We start from the raw sequence: 15930 nt of genomic DNA, 5'->3' as shown, positions 1-15930 counted from the left end.
GGAAAGCCAAGCGCCTTCTTACAACGCACGACTGAACGACCGACACAGACCTTCTTGTCGATGGATCGAAAGCCTGTCGGTGTTCTGAAGTACACTTGCCGTCCAACCTGACCAAGGCTTACCTCATGGCTCGCTTCCCTCGCCTGCTGCTCCCCTTGCTGCTGCTCGCCACTCTCGCCGCCTGCGACCAGAAACCCACCCGCGAAGAAAAGATCCTGGCCAACCTGCCGCTGCAGGAAGCCTACGAGCACAACATCGAGAAGATCGCCACACTGCTCGCACCCAAACATCCGCAGTTGTCCGAGCAACAGATCCAGGCCGTGCTGCGCAAGCACCTCACCGCCGAGGACCAGCGTCAGGACCTGTTCAAGCTCTACAGTGAACAGCACTTCAGCGATGCCGAATTCGACCTCATCGTCGCCGCCACACACGATCCGCAGAAAGCCAAGGCGCTGGAGAACAGCGACGAAGGCAAGCGCCTTAGCGAGAAGCTGACCGCCTTTATGCGCGAAAGCGCCAGCGACGAGCAGGTGCAGGCCCTGGCCGAGCAACGCATGCAGAAGGTCGAGGACGAACTGAGCGAGCTGGAAACCTCCCAGGAGTGAAAACGGCTGCGACTGAGCCCTGTAACAGGTAAGGTTGTTTCTCTTCCCCGCCCAAGAGGTCAGGATTGCCACACACCAAGAAAGGCCTGCGCCTGGATCTGCGCACGCTGATTCTCGTACTTGCGGCACTCACCGCCACCGTGATGCTGCTGACCAGCTACTTCGCCAGCTACCGCGTGCAGCGCCAGCTGCTGATCGACCATGCGCTGGAAGCCAATCGGGTGTACGCCGCGAAACTGGCCTCGATCACCGAGATGTTCCTCGGTAACGCCCTGCAACAACTGGCCTTCAGTGCTTCGGTCCAGGGCCGCCAGCTCGACGATGCTTTGGCGATGCAGAACGAAACCCAACGGCTGCTGCGCCAGAGCAGCGCCTTCAACTCGACGTTCGTGGTCGATGCCCAAGGCGTCCTGCAGGCCATTTCACCGGCGCCGCTGCGAAAGATGATCGGTGCCCGCCTGCAGACCCCTGGCGCCACCCAGGCACTGCGCGAACGGCACGCGTTGGTGTCGACGCCGTTTCTTTCCACCGCCAGCAACCTGGTAGTGGTGCTATCGCAACCTATCTTCGACGCCAAGGGTGGCTACCTTGGTTATGTAGGCGGCACGCTGTACCTGCGCGAGCACAACATTCTCAAAAGCCTGCTAGGCGAGCATTTCTACAAGGATGGCTCCTACCTCTATGCGGTCGATCGCAACCGACGCCTGCTCTATCACCCGGATGCCGAGCGCGTGGGCACAGTGGTCCAAGGCAATGCGTTGATCGATGAACTGGAGGCCCTGGGCAATGGCACGCAGCAGGTGCGCAACAGCACCGGCGTGGACATGCTGGCGGGCTTCGCCACCGTGCCCAGCACGGGCTGGGGCATCGTTGCCCAGCAGCCGTTGGCGCAAACCGTCGCCCCACTCAAGCGCCTGATACTCGATGTGGTCGGCATTTCCGCGCCGCTGGCCCTGCTGGGCTGCCTGGTGCTCTGGTGGCTGACCGTGGCCATCACTCGACCATTGCAACAACTGGCCGCCAGTGCACGCGCCCTGGACCGTCCCGGAACGGCCGAGGGCTTGCAACGGGTCAAGGCCTGGTACTTCGAAGCCGCCGAGCTCAAGCGAGCGCTGCTGTTTGGCTTGAACCTGTTGCAGGAGCGCATCGGCCGGCTCAACCGGGCAGCCCAGACCGATCCGCTCACCGGCCTGGGCAACCGTCGCCACCTGGACTTCAGCCTGTCGCTGCTGGAGGCTGAAGCCTGTGACTTTTGCGTCGTGGCACTGGACATCGACCACTTCAAGCAGGTCAACGATGGCCATGGGCATGAGGTGGGCGACCAGGTGCTGCGTCGACTGACCGAACTGATGCGCCGCTGTTGCCGGGAAGGCGATGTGCTGTGCCGCACCGGCGGCGAAGAGTTCTTGATGCTACTGCCCGACGCCAGCCTGCAAGCCGCCCTCGCCGTGGCCGAGCGCTTGCGCAAGGGCGTGCAGGATACCCCCATCGAGCCGGTGGGTGCGGTGACGCTCTCGCTGGGCGTGGCGCGTTGGGAAGCAGACAGCAACGAGGCGCCCAGCGAAGCCCTCAACCGCGCCGACCGGGCGCTCTACGCGGCCAAGCAGGCCGGGCGCAATCGCGTGATGACCAGTGACTGAGGGCACCGTCCGTCGCGGTTTCGGCACCCACCTTGGCATCGAGGGTTCCAATGCACGCAGACCTGACCCAGGAGACGTGCCATGAGACACCCACACCTGCTTTCATTGAGCCTTGCCCTGTGTCTGGGCGCCAGCGCGCCTTTGGCGCTGGCGGCCGGCACTGCCAATACCGTACGCACTCCCAGCGAGCAGATACCCGGCACCGGCACCATCGATCGCGACGGCGGTGCCATGGGCTCTGGCACTCCAGGTGATGCCACGGGCAGCGGCAACGGTGGCACCGATGCCAACGACACCGACAACACCGGCGGCGACGGCACCTCCCAAGGCAGCAAGGGCGACCAAGGCCCGGGCACCGGCAACAGCGGCGATGTCGATGACGCCGGCACCTCGGGCGGTTCGGACATCCACGATGATCGTGAAGCACCCTGAGGCCTGCACCTGCTCTAGTACAGGGCCTCTGCCCGACATGTAACAAGCCTTGTCTTAATACTGTCATCTTACGGTCATAGGATTGACCTCGATCTGCAACCTATCAGGGATGAAGTACCATGCGTCGTGTCGTGTTCAACCACAAAGGCGGTGTAGGCAAGTCCAGCATCGCCTGTAACCTCGCTGCCGCCAGCGCCGCCGAAGGTTATCGAACCTTGCTGGTCGATCTGGACCCGCAGGCCAACGCCACCTACTACTTGACCGGCCTTGCCCACGATGCAATCCCTGCCGGCATCACCGATTTCTTCCGCCAGACCTTGACCACCACGGCGGCCGGCAATAAGCACCGCGTGACGATCACCGAAACACGCTATGACAACCTGCACCTGGTCACCGCCAGCCAGGACCTCACCGACCTGCAGCACAAGCTCGAAAGCAAATTCAAAATCAACAAGCTACGCAAATTGCTCGTGCAGCTGTCGGATGATTACGAGCGCATCTACATCGATACGCCCCCAGCCCTGAACTTCTATACCTTCAGTGCCCTGGTGGCGGCCGAGCGGCTACTCATCCCGTTCGATTGCGACAGTTTTTCGCGCCAGGCGCTACGCAGTGTTCTGGTGGAAGTGGAGGAACTGCGCCAGGACCACAACGCCAACTTGGTGGTCGAAGGGGTGGTGGTCAATCAGTTCGCCGGGCGTACGGCCCTGCACCAAACCCTGGTCGATCAGTTGCGCGCCGAGGGGCTGCCGGTGCTGCCGGTGTACTTGAGCAGTTCGATCAAGATGCGCCAATCCCATGAAGCGGCGATGCCGCTTGTACACCTGGCGCCCCGACACCGCTTGTCCCAGGAGTTCGTCGATCTGCTGGATGTGCTGGAGCGGGCAGCCTGAACCGGCGCAGCATCTGGGCGCCATGCTGCGACAATCCACCACATCACGACCGTTCGTCCGAATGGTAGATTCGCCGCCATGAAAACCTTGCGCCGGACACGTGTGTTGACCGCCTGGACGCTCTATGCCAGCGTCCTGTTCAGCCTATTGCTGTGCGGCCTGCACCATGGCCAGATGAGTGGCCTTCGCCTGTCCGGACTGGAAGGCGGGTTCTGCTCGCTGTCGAGTGACCACGGCCCGGCCGTCGACCTAGGCGACAGCGGCAGCGACTCGCACATGGCGCAGCTCGATTGCCCAGTGTGCTCTTCCTTCGCCCTGGCAGTACCGCTGACCAGCAGCGCCTGGACTTTCACCCAGGCCCAAGGCAATTCGCCCTCGCCGATCGTGGTGCGCAGCTGGGCGCAACCGCCACCGCGCTACCTGCGCCCTGCCCTCAACCCTCGCGCCTCCCCCTCCGATTTCCTCGCAGCAGCAACTTCAGCCTGACCTCGACCGGGTGCTTTCGCGTGCACGGTCGTGGCCAGCCATGACCTTTGCGTGGAATCCCTGACAACATGATCCGCAATACTTCCCTGGTGCTCCTGATGGGCACCTGCAGCTACGCCTGGGCGGGAGCCAACCCCGTCGAACTGACCGCCACCACCATCGATGGCGAACGCGAGGCACCCAGTGGCGTGCAACTGGACGAGCCGATCCAGACCGGCTCCCGATTGGGCCTGACTGCGCGGCAGACGCCAGCCTCGGTGAGCGTTTCGGACCGCCGCGTGATCGAGGAACGTGATGCCAAGGACACCCAGGACGTACTCAACACCATGACCGGCGTGAACGCGTCGGCCAATCCGGGCTACGGTGGGTTCGTGTCCTACCGGGGCTTTACCCAGAACCAGGTCACCCAGCTCTACAACGGCATCAACCTGGGCTACAGCAGCGCCACCCGCCCGGTGGACGCCTGGGTCGTCGACCGGGTCGAACTGATCGGCGGGCCGTCGTCGTTCCTGCATGGCACAGGCGCCGTGGGAGGCTCGATCAACACGATCACCAAGCTGGCCAGCCGTGATGAACAGACCTTCGACGGCCGGGTGCGCTATGGCAGCTACGACGATTCGGAAGTCGCCTTCGGCATCAACCAGGCCCTGGCCAGCAACCCGGCCGACGCCCGGCATTTCGCCCGACTGGACTTCAGCCGTGGCCATGGAAACGGATACGTGGACCGCAACGAACGCTGGACCGACAGCCTGGCCTTCTCCGTGCTCAGCGACCTTGCCCCCGACCTCACCCACACCCTGGCCCTGGAATACCAGCAAGACAAGGAAGACAGCCCCTACTGGGGCTCGCCCATCCTGCCCGGGCGCAGCACGATGAAGATCGACCGCAGCCGGCGCTTCGAGAACTACAACGTCGCCGATGGCCGCTATGAGCAGCGGGTTCGTTGGCTGCGTTCGATCCTCGATTACCAGATCAGCGACACGACGAGCGTGCAGAACACCCTGTACCACTACAACGCTCAGCGCGACTACCGCAACCTCGAAAGCTACGCCTACAACGACGCAGGTAACGTGGTGCGCTCGAGCCCCTACCTGCAACGCCACGAACAGCGTCTGCTGGGTGACCGCATCGAACTGCGCCACGATGATCAAGTGCTGGGCCTCGCCAGTCAGTGGTCCTTGGGCCTGGACTATTCGCGCATGCGCCAGACCCTCTACCCCACTTCGGGTAGTTGGCGTGATGTCGTCGATCCAGCGCATTTCGACCCGGGCAGCTTCGATGACATCCCCGGCGTGAACGCAGGCCTGACCAAGCAGCGTCACAACGAGGTGACCAACCGCGCCCTGTTCGCCGAGAACCGCCTGCAACTGACCGACCGCCTGGCCCTGCTCACCGGTCTGCGCTACGACTACCTGGACATGCAAGTGACCAACTATGGTCCTGTCTCGCCGACCAGCCCGGCCTTCTTCGAGCGCCGCTGGGAGCCGTTGAGCGGGCGCATCGGCCTGACTTACGAGCTGACACCTGCTGCGAGCGTTTACATGCAGTACAGCACCGCGGCCGACCTGCCCGCCGGCTCGCTGGCCGCAGCGACCTACTCCAACGTCGGCCTGTTCGACCTCTCCAAGGGCGAGCAGTGGGAGGCTGGCAGCAAGTTCGACTTCCTCGACGGAAGGGGTGCAGCGACGGTGGCGGTGTACCAGATCGTGCGCAAGGACTTTGCCGTGCGCGATTCCAACGACCCCAACGTGATGGTCCAGGCTGGCCAGCAGACTTCCCGCGGCATCGAGCTGTCGGGGCGGCTGCAGGTCACGCCCAAGCTGCTGGCCGAGGGCAACTACGCTTATGTCGATGCCCGATACGACGATTTCAACGAAGCGGCCGGCGGCCAGTCGGTCTCGCGCAAAGGCAACACCCCAGTCAACGTGCCAGCCAACGTCGCCAACCTGTGGCTGACCTATAGCTTCACCTCGGCTTGGTCGGCGGGCGTGGACGTGCGCTACGTCGACTCGGTGTACGCCAACAACGCCAACACCCTGCAAGCGCCGGCCTACACATTGCTGGGCAGCTTTGCCCGCTATCGGCTGGACGCGCACACCACCCTCACCGCTCGGGTGCGCAACCTCACCGATGAGCTGTATGCCAAACAGGCGTATGGCGGGCAGTACTACATGGGCGCGCCGCGTACCGTCGAGGTGGCGATGGACTTGCGCTTCTGAGTGGCGGACCGAAAGCTGGCGGAAAAATCTCAATACACATTGTATTTTTCCGCCATTGCTCAACCCCTTTAAGATCCCGCACGCCTCTCTCACTACGCCGGAGCATGAACGCTTTGGCTATCGACCAAGGATGTTCCCGTGCGACCCGCTTTCTTACACGCCTACCCGCTCCACTTGTGTTTATGGGCAAGCATGCTCTCGCTCGCAGCCTGCCAGGCATCGACCGTCACCCCAGCCGAGAAGCCCTTTATCGAGGCCATGCAGTCTGTCCTTGCCAACGACGTAACGACCGCAACCCAAGGCAAGCTTAGCGGGGCAGTCGATCTCAAGGTCACCCTCGATCGCCAGTCCCGCCCCGTCGCCTGTTCAACCCAGCCCGGCAAACCGGAGTACGCCGCCAAGCTGCCTGCTGAAGTGGTCCGTTCCGCCTATCCGGTTCTGGCCCGCGCAGTCGAACGGCAATGCTGGAAGACCATTTATCCCTTGGTGCCGAGCGAGCTGTATGGAGGCGAAGAGACCGTCCAGATCACTGCCCCCATCGTGATAGTCGCGCCCTGGCCGACATTGGCCAGCGATCACCCCTGGCGGATCCATGAAGCGCGCAAGGCATTTTTCTGGCAGCAACTGATGCGTGAGCAACCCGTCGACAGCGTTGGCCAGGCGGTCATCCGCTACCAGGCCGACGCCCAGGGCAAAGTCACCGGTTGCCTGGTTGATCTGGCCCCCGTACCGCAGCGAACCGATGCCTTTCGCCTGGATGGGCAATTGCAAGCCGACCTGAGCCGTCGCTGCATGCAACTCGACCTGCGTGACATGCCTAGTTTCATGCTGGAGGCGCAGGCGCCTGCAGAAAATCATGCGGTCGTTGAATACGCCCCCTGGAAAGTCGGCCGCCAATAGCCGTCTCGATTGCACAGAACGCCCTCCGGCGCCCTGCAGGCCAAAACAGGTATCCCGATGTCGCCCACGAAAAAGCGCGCCCTCCCGCCTGCCGTTCTACTGGTCTTCACAACAACGATGCCGTGGCCTGACCACGGCACTTGCGCCCAGGCTGCCTTTGAAGACCGGAGAACATCCCAATGTCCGTACCCCATGAGGTATCCCCCGCCACCTTGCGCCGGGTGATCGCCGCCTCGGCCATCGGCAATTTCGTCGAATGGTTCGATTTCGCCGTCTATGGCTTTCTCGCCACGCTGATCGCCAGCCTGTTCTTCACAGGCGAAGATGCCAGCGTCGCCTTGCTCAAGACCTTTGCCGTATTCGCCGTAGCGTTCGCCCTGCGACCGCTGGGCGGTATCGTGTTCGGCGCGCTGGGCGATCGGCTGGGTCGCAAGCGCATCCTGTCGCTGACCATCCTGTTGATGGCCGGCTCAACCACCCTGATCGGCCTGCTGCCGACCTACGCCAGCATCGGCCTGGCGGCGCCGCTGTTGCTCACCGTGGCGCGCTGCCTGCAAGGTTTTTCCGCAGGCGGCGAGTACGCCGGCGCCTGCGCCTATCTGATGGAACATGCACCGCAGGACAAACGGGCCTTCTACGGCAGCTTTGTGCCGGTCTCGACCTTTTCCGCCTTCGCCTGCGCGGCAGTGATTGCCTACACCCTGGAGGCGAGCCTGACCCCCGAGGCCATGAGCAGTTGGGGCTGGCGTGTTCCGTTCCTGATCGCCGCGCCTTTAGGCCTGGTCGGCCTCTACCTGCGCTGGCGGATGGAGGAAACCCCAGCCTTTCGCGAGGCCATGGCCGAGGGCAAGGAACACAGCCACTCGCCGCTCAAGCAAACCCTGCGCCACCACGGCAGGGCGATCCGCAACCTGGGCGCGTTCATTTCGCTGACCGCGCTGTCGTTCTACATGTTCACCACTTACTTCTCTACCTACCTGCAGATGGTCGGCAACCTGAGCCGCGCCCAGTCGCTGCTGGTGACCACCGTGGCGCTGCTGTTCGCCGCGGTCGGCTGCCCGCTGGCCGGCGCCTTCTCCGACCGGGTCGGGCGGCGCAAGACCATCGGCTTCACCTGCCTATGGGTGATGGTGGCGGTATTCCCGGCCTACTGGCTGGCCAGTTCCGGCTCGATGTCCGGCGCGTTGCTGGGGGTGATCCTGCTGGCCGTCGGTGCCTTGCTCAGTGGCGTGGTCACCGCGGCGTTGCTGTCGGAGACCTTCCCGACCCGCACCCGCTACACCGCCTCGGCGATCACCTACAACGTGGCCTACACCCTGTTCGGCGGCACCGCGCCTCTGGTGGCCACCTGGCTGATCAGCCAGACCGGCAGCAGCCTGGCGCCGGCCTTTTACCTGGTGGTGATCGCATTGGTGGCGCTGGTGGGCGGCTTGGCACTGCCGGAGACCTCGCGGATCTCTCTGCACGAGGACGCCGGCGAGCGCCAGCCTGCGCGCGCGATACCCTAGCGATTGAGCAAAGTGCGGCGTGTGGGGCGGCTCAAGCCGCCTCCTCACGCCGGTGCGCCCACTGGTACAACGCCGGCAGCACCAGCAAGGTCAAGGCGGTGGACGACAGGATGCCGCCAATCACCACGGTCGCCAGCGGTCGCTGCACCTCGGCGCCGGTCCCGGTGGCCAGGGCCATGGGGATGAACCCCAGCGAGGCCACCAGAGCGGTCATCAGTACCGGTCGCAGGCGAGTCAGTGCCCCTTCCTCGATCGCCGCATGCAGCGTGCGCCCTTCCTCACGCAGGTTGCGGATGAAGGCGATCATCACCAGTCCGTTGAGTACCGCGACCCCGGACAATGCGATGAACCCGACCCCGGCGGAAATCGACAGCGGGATGTCACGTAGCCACAGCGCCAACACACCGCCGGTCAAGGCGAACGGGATGCCGGTGAACACCAGCAAGCCGTCCTTGAGGTTGTTGAACATCATCAGCAGCAACGCCATCACCAGCAGCAATGCAACCGGCACCACCACCTGCAGGCGCTCGGTCGCCGACTGCAACTGCTCGAACTGGCCACCCCAGCGGGTCCAGTAGCCCGCTGGAATCTGCACCTCGTCGATCAGCCGTTGCTCGGCCTGTTCGACGAACGAACCCAGGTCACGACCACGCACGTTCGCGCTGACCACCACCACCCGCTTGCCATCCTCACGGCTGACCTGGTTCGGCCCCAATTGCAAATTCAACGTGGCCACCTGCGACAGCGGGATGAACCCGATTTGCGCAGCTCCCGCGGCGCTGCTGGCCGGAACGGGGATCAGCAGGCCCGACAGCCCGTCGACATCGGTGCGCAATGTTTCGGACAAGCGCACCACCATGTCGAAGCGTCGGTCGCCTTCGTACAGGGTACCGGCGGTACGGCCACCGACGGCGATGGCAATGGCGTCTTGCACATCCCCCACGTTCAGGCCGTAACGGGCGGCCTTGTCGCGATCGATGTCGATGGTCAGCACCGGCAGGCCGGTGGTCTGCTCCACCTTGACCTCGGAGGCGCCCGGCACTTGTTGCAAGCTAGCGGCGATCTGCGCGGCGATCCGGTTGAGCACGTCCATGTCATCGCCGAACACTTTCACCGCCACATCGCTGCGCACGCCGGAAATCAGCTCGTTGAATCGTAACTGGATCGGCTGGGACAACTCGTAGTTGCTGCCCGGCACACTGGCCGCGGCACGCTGTACTTCGGCGATCAGCGCTTCGCGCGGCTTGCCGGGATCGGCCCATTGCTCGCGCGGTTTGAGCATCACATAGGCATCGGAGATGTTCGGCGGCATCGGGTCAGAGGCGATCTCGGCAGTGCCAGTGCGGGCGAATACCCGCTCCACCTCCGGCACCTGGGCGATGATGATCTGTTCCAGGCGCTGCTGCATCTGCACCGACTGGCTCAGGCTCGTACCCGGTACCCGCAGGGCCTGGAGGGCGAAGTCGCCCTCGCTGAGGCTGGGGATGAACTCGCTGCCCATGCGGCTGGCCAATGCACCGGACAACACCACCAGCAAGGCGGCGCCGGCGAAGGCCAGCGTGCGCTGGCGCAGGACCCAGGCCAGGACAGATGCATAGCGCTGGCGGGCGGTGCGCATCACAACGCCCTCTTCTTCCTTGACCTTGCCGGTGACGAACAGGGCAATGGCCGCAGGCACGAAGGTCACCGAAAGGATCATCGCCCCCAGCAAGGCCATCACCACCGTGAACGCCATGGGGTGGAACATCTTGCCCTCGACGCCGGTCAGGGCAAAGATCGGCAAGTACACCACCATGATGATCAGCTGGCCATAGATCAGCGGTCGGCGCGCTTCGCGGGCGGCAGCGAACACCTCATGGAAGCGCTCGGCGCGGGTCAGCATGCGGCCGTGGCGCTGCTGGGCGTGGGCCAGTCGGCGGATGGCGTTCTCGACGATCACCACCGCGCCGTCGACGATGATGCCAAAGTCCAAGGCCCCGAGGCTCATAAGGTTGGCGCTGACCTTGTTGTTGAACATGCCGGTGAAGGTGAACAGCATCGACAGCGGAATGACCATCGCGGTGATCAACGCCGCGCGGATATTGCCCAGGAACAGGAACAAGACCGCGATCACCAGGATCGCGCCCTCCACCAAGTTCTTCTTGACCGTGGCGATGGCCTTTTCCACGAGGTTGGTGCGGTCGTAGACCGTCACGGCCATCACCCCCTTGGGCAGCGTGCGGTTAATGTCGGCCAGCTTGCGCGCCACCGCCTGGGACACCGTGCGACTGTTCTCGCCGATCAACATGAACACCGTGCCCAACACCACTTCGCGGCCGTTCTCGGTGGCCGCACCGGAGCGCAGCTCCTGGCCCAGGCCTACTTGGGCGACATGGCTGACGCGGATCGGCGCGCCGTCGACACTGGAAATGACGATGTTCGCAATGTCCTCAGCCGAAGCCACCTGACCCGGGGCGCGGATCAGCAGTTGCTCGCCGTTGCGCTCGATGTAGCCGGCGCCGACGTTGGCGTTGTTGCGTTCCAAGGCGCCGATCAAATCGTTGAGCGTGAGTTTGTAGGCCGCCAAACGTTTTGGGTCCGGAGCGATCAGGTATTGCTTGGCATGGCCGCCGATGGAGTTGACCTCGGCCACACCCGGCACGTTGCGCAGTTGTGGCTTGATGATCCAGTCCTGGATCACCCGCAGGTCAGTCGCCGTATAGGGCGTGCCGTCGTCCTTGAGCGCCCCTGGCTCGGCCTCGACGGTCCACAGGAAGATCTCACCCAGCCCGGTGGAGATCGGCCCCATGGCCGCTTCGATGCCGGCGGGCAACTGCTCGCGGGCCACCTGCAGGCGCTCATTGACCAACTGGCGGGCGAAGAAGATGTCGGTGCTGTCTTCGAAGATCACCGTCACCTGGGACAGCCCCGAGCGCGACAGCGAGCGAGTCTGCTTGAGCCCCGGCAGGCCGGCCATGGCGGTCTCGATGGCAAAGGTGATGCGCTGCTCGGTCTCCAGCGGCGAGTAGCCGGGCGCGGCCGTGTTGATCTGCACCTGGACATTGGTGATATCCGGCACCGCATCGATCGGCAGCTTCTGGTAGCTGTTGATGCCGACGGCAGCCATCAGCACCACAGCGAGCATCACCACCAGGCGCTGCTCGATAGCAAATTGGATCAGGCGTTCGAACATGAAGAGGTCCCCAGTCAGTGGCTGTGCTCGGCCGAGCCCTTGCCGAGCTCAGACTTGAGAACGAAGCTGCCAGCGGCCGCCACCTGGGTGCCGGCCGCCAGGCCGTCGGTGATTTCCACCTGGCCTGCGTCGCGTCGGCCGGTTTTCACCGGGCGGGCCTGGAAACCCTCGTCGGTGCGGGCGAACACGACGGTCTGTTCCTCCCACGTTTGCAGCGCTGCCTCTGGTACCACCACGGCGGCATCGAAGCGCTCGACGTTCACCGCGATATTGACGAACAGCCCCGGACGCCAGGCGCCGTTGGGATTGGCCAAGGTGGCACGGGCAGTGGCTGCGCGGCTTTGCTCGCCCAGCAGACTGCCCACATAGTTGACCTGGCCTTGGACCTGAGCCCCCAGATCCGGCGCGCTCACGGTGACCGTCCGCCCGGTCGTGACCCGGCCCAAGTCACGCGGGGTGACCGAAAAGGTGGCCCAGACCCGGCTCAGATCCGAGAGGGTGAAGGCGTTGCTGGTCTCGTCGACCACTTCGCCGACGGTCAGGTGCTTCTCCACCACCACGGCGTCGAAGGGGGCGCGCAGCTCGTAGCGATTGCCTGCGCCGGCCGGAGCGACGGCGGCGACTTTCTGCTGGGCGTTGGTCAGCGCGATTTCGGCCTCCTGCAAGGCCTGGCGGGCTTGCAGGTAGTCCTGTTCGGCACTGATACGTTCCTGCCACAGCTGTTGTTCGCGCTTGAAGGTCAACCGCGCCAGTTCCACGCGGCGCTGGGCAGCCTGCTGCTCGCTGCGCAGATCGGAGATCTGCTGGCTGGCGATCACCGCCAGGACTTGTCCACGCTTGACTGGCTGGCCCAGGTCGGCGTGCACCGATTCCACCACCCCGGGCACACGGGGCACTACATGAGCGGTATGGTCCTCGTCGAAGCGGATCTCGCCAGGGAAGCTGATAGCGGTGCCCAAGGTCATCGGCGCGGCAGCGACCAACTGCACACCAGCGGCTTCGATCTGGGTGGCGGACAGGTGCAGGCTGCCCTCCTGTTCCTCATGCCCTTCATCGCCACCCTCGGCGTGAGCATGACCATCGTCTTGCTGCGGGCTGTCATGGGTAGGGTTGTTTTCGCCCTGGGTGTCTTGAGGAGCCTGGCCGATGGATTGGGTCCAGGCCAGGCCGCCCAGGCCGATCACGGCGATGGCAGCGGCCAGGATGGCGAGTTTGCGGGTGTTTTGCATGGTTGCTCCTAAAGGGATTGCCGATGGCATCGGTGCAGACGGGCGAGACAGGCCTCGGTCAACGGTCTGGGCCAAGGTCGCCGTAGATGCGCTCGACCTGAGCACGGGCATCGGTTGCCGAGGCCAGGGCCTCCAGGTACAGCCCACGTGCCTCGATCAGCGTGCGCTGGGCATCGAGCACATCGAGGAAGGCGAACTTGCCCATCTCGAAACCACGGGTGGCGGTGTCCACAGCCTGCTGCGCCGAAGGCAGGATGGTGCGGTCATAGGCCTGCACCTCCTGCATTGCCGACGCCCACTGGCTGACGGCGCTGCGGGTGTCGCTGTGCAGGCGCAACTGCACGGCGTTGCGCAGGTCACGGGCCTGGTCGGCGCGGCGCGCGGCAGCCAGCACATTGCCCTGGTTGCGGTCGAACAACGGCAGGGGCATGGACAGACCGACCACGTTGACCCGTTCACGCTCCTCACGGCTGTACTGGCTGCCCAGGCTCACGGTCAGGTCGGGGATGCGCTTGGCTTTTTCCGAGCCGAGGGACGCCTCCCCTCTCTGGATCTGCGCTTCTGCCAGGCGCCACTCGGCGGTTTGCGACACCTTGTCGAGCAAGGTCTGGGCGCGAGGTGCCGGGCCCGGCGACAGCTGGCTCGTATCCAGGCGAGCGAAGGCCGCCTGCGGGCTGCCGGTCAGCCGCGCCAAAGACTGATTGGCGACGACGCGCTGCGACTCGGCACGGCGCACCTGCGCCTGCGCCTGGGCCAGCTGAACCTGGGCGCGGGTGGCCTCGACCGGCGAGGACTGTCCCGCCTTCACCCGCCCTTGCACGACCCGCAGGCCGCGCTCGATCAAGGCCTGGGATTGCTGCGCCAACTCCAGGGCGGTCTGGGCGCGCAAGGCGGCATGGAAGGCCTGCACCACATCGGCACGCAGGCCATTGCGCTGGCGCTCCCACTCCAGCTGGGCGACGCTCTGGCCGGCGGCGGCCACGTCGATGCGTGCGCCGCGCTTGCCGCCCAGTTCCAGGGCTTGGCTGAGGGTCACGGTGGTCGTTCGGGTATCGCGGCGGGTGTCCTCGGCTTCCCAGGACAACTCTGGATTGGGCAGTAGCCCCGCCTGGCGCCGCTCACCTTCGGCGATACCGATTTCGCGGCCGGCGGCAGCAAGGTCGGGGTTCTGGGCGAAGGCGGCCTCGATCGCCTGGGGCAGGCTCAGGCGCTGCTCAGCGCGCAGGCTGGGCGCAGCGAGGCCAGCCAGCAGTAGACAGAACAAGGCGGTACTGCGGGGGATGAACCGGTTGCGCGGCACGTTTGAAGTCCTCGTCGGCAAGCGTCGGAAAGCATGGCGAGGGACTGTAAAGAGCGCCGCCTATCGGCTCGGTGGCGGCAAAATTACAATTTTGAAAGGGAGGCCGAAGGACGACACTATCCGATAACCGCACACATTCGCTGCGGGGCAAACGAAGGAAATTGACGAAACTAACCAGGTGGTACATATATCGAGGCATCCAAAAACAACAAAGCGATGCCCCGCCATGACGCCCCGAATCCTCGTGCTCAACGGCCCCAACTTGAACCTGCTCGGCACCCGCGAGCCCGACCAGTATGGCCAGGAAACCCTCGCCGACCTGGCCCAAGGCTGTGCCGACTGCGCACACGCGCTCGGCCTGGAAATCGAATTTCGCCAGACCAACCATGAAGGCGAGCTGATCGACTGGACACACGCCGCACGCGGACGCTGTGCCGGCATTCTGATCAATCCCGGCGCCTGGACACACACGTCGGTAGCCATTCGCGATGCCTTGGCGGCGAGCGAGTTGCCAGTCATCGAGGTGCACCTTTCCAACGTGCACAAGCGCGAGCCGTTCCGTCACCTCTCCTTCGTGTCATCGATCGCCGTGGGCGTGATCTGTGGCCTTGGCAGCCACGGCTACCGCCTGGCCCTGACGCATTTCGCCCAACTGCTCAAGGAGCCACGCGGATGAACCCGAACACTGTCCTGGCCGGGCTGATCGGCCGTGGTATCCAAGCCTCGCGGACCCCGGCGCTGCACGAGCACGAGGGCGACGCCCAAGCCTTGCGCTACCTGTACCGGTTGATCGACGCCGACCAGCTGGGCCTGGATGACAGCGCTTTGCCCGGCCTGCTGGATGCGGCCCAGCGCACCGGGTTTACCGGCCTCAACATCACCTACCCGTTCAAGCAGGCGATCCTGCCGCTGCTCGATGAGCTGTCGCAAGAGGCTGAAGGCATCGGTGCGGTGAACACTGTCGTGCTCAAAGACGGCAAGCGGGTCGGCCACAACACCGACTGCCTGGGCTTTGCCGAAGGCCTGCGCCGGGGCCTGCCGGATGTGGCACGTGACCAGGTGGTACAGATGGGCGCCGGCGGCGCGGGCTCGGCGGTGGCTCATGCGCTGCTTGGTGAAGGCGTACGCCATTTGGTGCTGTTCGATGTGGACAGCGCGCGCGCCCAGGCGCTGGTGGGTAACCTCAGCGCCCGCTTCGGCGAAGGCCGGGCGTCACTTGGCACGGACCTGGCTGCCGCCATGGCTACGGCGGACGGGCTGGTCAACACCACCCCGGTGGGCATGGCCAAGCTGCCCGGCACACCCCTGCCCGTGGCGCTGCTGCATGCCCAGCTGTGGGTGGCCGAAATCATTTATTTCCCGCTGGAAACCGAGCTGCTGCGCCATGCCCGGGCGCTGGGGTGTCGCACGCTCGATGGCAGCAGCATGGCGGTATTCCAGGCAGTCAAGGCATTCGAGCTGTTCACCGGCCGAATCGCCGATGCCGGGCGCATGCAAGCGCATTTCGCACGCCTGGGGTGAGGTACCTGCTCGCGGGTACATCGCC

General features: G+C 64.6%; 13 protein-coding genes. 10 read left to right on the top strand and 3 right to left on the bottom strand.

Translation table 11 applies throughout. The features are described from left to right. Nucleotides 1–125: 125 nt before the first annotated feature. The 8 genes from R6G97_RS19905 to R6G97_RS19870 all read left to right on the top strand — a co-directional run bounded on the left by R6G97_RS19905 (nucleotide 126) and on the right by R6G97_RS19870 (nucleotide 8683). Complete coding sequence (locus R6G97_RS19905) at nucleotides 126–605, top strand: hypothetical protein (RefSeq protein ID WP_317847400.1); 480 nt, start codon at nucleotides 126–128, stop codon at nucleotides 603–605. 65 nt (nucleotides 606–670) lie between these two features. Beyond that, complete coding sequence (locus R6G97_RS19900) at nucleotides 671–2245, top strand: sensor domain-containing diguanylate cyclase (RefSeq protein ID WP_317847399.1); 1575 nt, start codon at nucleotides 671–673, stop codon at nucleotides 2243–2245. Nucleotides 2246–2326: 81 nt separating this feature from the next. Next, a complete protein-coding gene (locus R6G97_RS19895; protein ID WP_182818834.1) occupies nucleotides 2327–2677 on the top strand; it encodes a hypothetical protein in 351 nt (116 codons plus the stop codon). Between the two features lie 119 nt (nucleotides 2678–2796). Continuing rightward, nucleotides 2797–3570, top strand: a complete 774-nt coding sequence (locus tag R6G97_RS19890) for a ParA family protein (protein ID WP_043215089.1) — start codon at nucleotides 2797–2799, stop codon at nucleotides 3568–3570. A gap of 78 nt (nucleotides 3571–3648) precedes the next feature. Next, entirely contained in the window at nucleotides 3649–4056 is a 408-nt protein-coding gene (locus R6G97_RS19885) for a DUF2946 domain-containing protein (RefSeq protein WP_043215091.1), read from the top strand. 68 nt (nucleotides 4057–4124) lie between these two features. After that, nucleotides 4125–6275 (top strand): TonB-dependent receptor, encoded by a 2151-nt coding sequence (locus R6G97_RS19880; RefSeq protein WP_182818832.1) that lies wholly within the window; start codon nucleotides 4125–4127, stop codon nucleotides 6273–6275. Nucleotides 6276–6467: 192 nt separating this feature from the next. Continuing rightward, the gene (locus R6G97_RS19875; protein WP_145997246.1) at nucleotides 6468–7175 is read left to right on the top strand and encodes a hypothetical protein; all 708 of its coding nucleotides are present in this window, start codon (nucleotides 6468–6470) and stop codon (nucleotides 7173–7175) included. Between the two features lie 179 nt (nucleotides 7176–7354). Then, on the top strand, nucleotides 7355–8683 hold the full coding sequence (locus R6G97_RS19870) for an MFS transporter (RefSeq protein WP_090342257.1): 1329 nt from the start codon (nucleotides 7355–7357) through the stop codon (nucleotides 8681–8683). Nucleotides 8684–8714: 31 nt separating this feature from the next. Here the strand turns inward: R6G97_RS19870 and R6G97_RS19865 are convergent, their stop codons facing one another. Genes R6G97_RS19865 through R6G97_RS19855 form a run of 3 tightly spaced genes read right to left on the bottom strand, consistent with a single transcriptional unit; the run spans nucleotide 8715 to nucleotide 14384 of the window. Continuing rightward, nucleotides 8715–11855: an efflux RND transporter permease subunit gene (locus R6G97_RS19865; protein WP_317847398.1), complete on the bottom strand. Its 3141-nt coding sequence runs from the start codon at nucleotides 11853–11855 to the stop codon at nucleotides 8715–8717. A gap of 14 nt (nucleotides 11856–11869) precedes the next feature. Then, on the bottom strand, nucleotides 11870–13084 hold the full coding sequence (locus R6G97_RS19860) for an efflux RND transporter periplasmic adaptor subunit (RefSeq protein WP_090342249.1): 1215 nt from the start codon (nucleotides 13082–13084) through the stop codon (nucleotides 11870–11872). A gap of 58 nt (nucleotides 13085–13142) precedes the next feature. Continuing rightward, entirely contained in the window at nucleotides 13143–14384 is a 1242-nt protein-coding gene (locus R6G97_RS19855; protein ID WP_232095236.1) for a TolC family protein, read from the bottom strand. 226 nt (nucleotides 14385–14610) lie between these two features. On the opposite strand from R6G97_RS19855, the gene aroQ reads away from it, so the two are divergent. Together aroQ and R6G97_RS19845 are read left to right on the top strand one after the other, a co-directional pair. Next, nucleotides 14611–15060: a type II 3-dehydroquinate dehydratase gene (gene aroQ, locus R6G97_RS19850; RefSeq protein WP_043213671.1), complete on the top strand. Its 450-nt coding sequence runs from the start codon at nucleotides 14611–14613 to the stop codon at nucleotides 15058–15060. Beyond that, nucleotides 15057–15905, top strand: a complete 849-nt coding sequence (locus R6G97_RS19845; protein ID WP_317847397.1) for a shikimate dehydrogenase — start codon at nucleotides 15057–15059, stop codon at nucleotides 15903–15905. The genes aroQ and R6G97_RS19845 overlap by 4 nt, the downstream gene beginning before the upstream one ends. Nucleotides 15906–15930: the final 25 nt, after the last annotated feature.

It is taken from the genome of Pseudomonas sp. HTZ2 (assembly GCF_033173945.1).
In the GTDB taxonomy this organism is placed as follows: domain Bacteria; phylum Pseudomonadota; class Gammaproteobacteria; order Pseudomonadales; family Pseudomonadaceae; genus Aquipseudomonas; species Aquipseudomonas guariconensis.
Note: the sequence above shows the minus strand (reverse complement) of the source record. Positions and strands in the feature narration are given on the sequence as shown.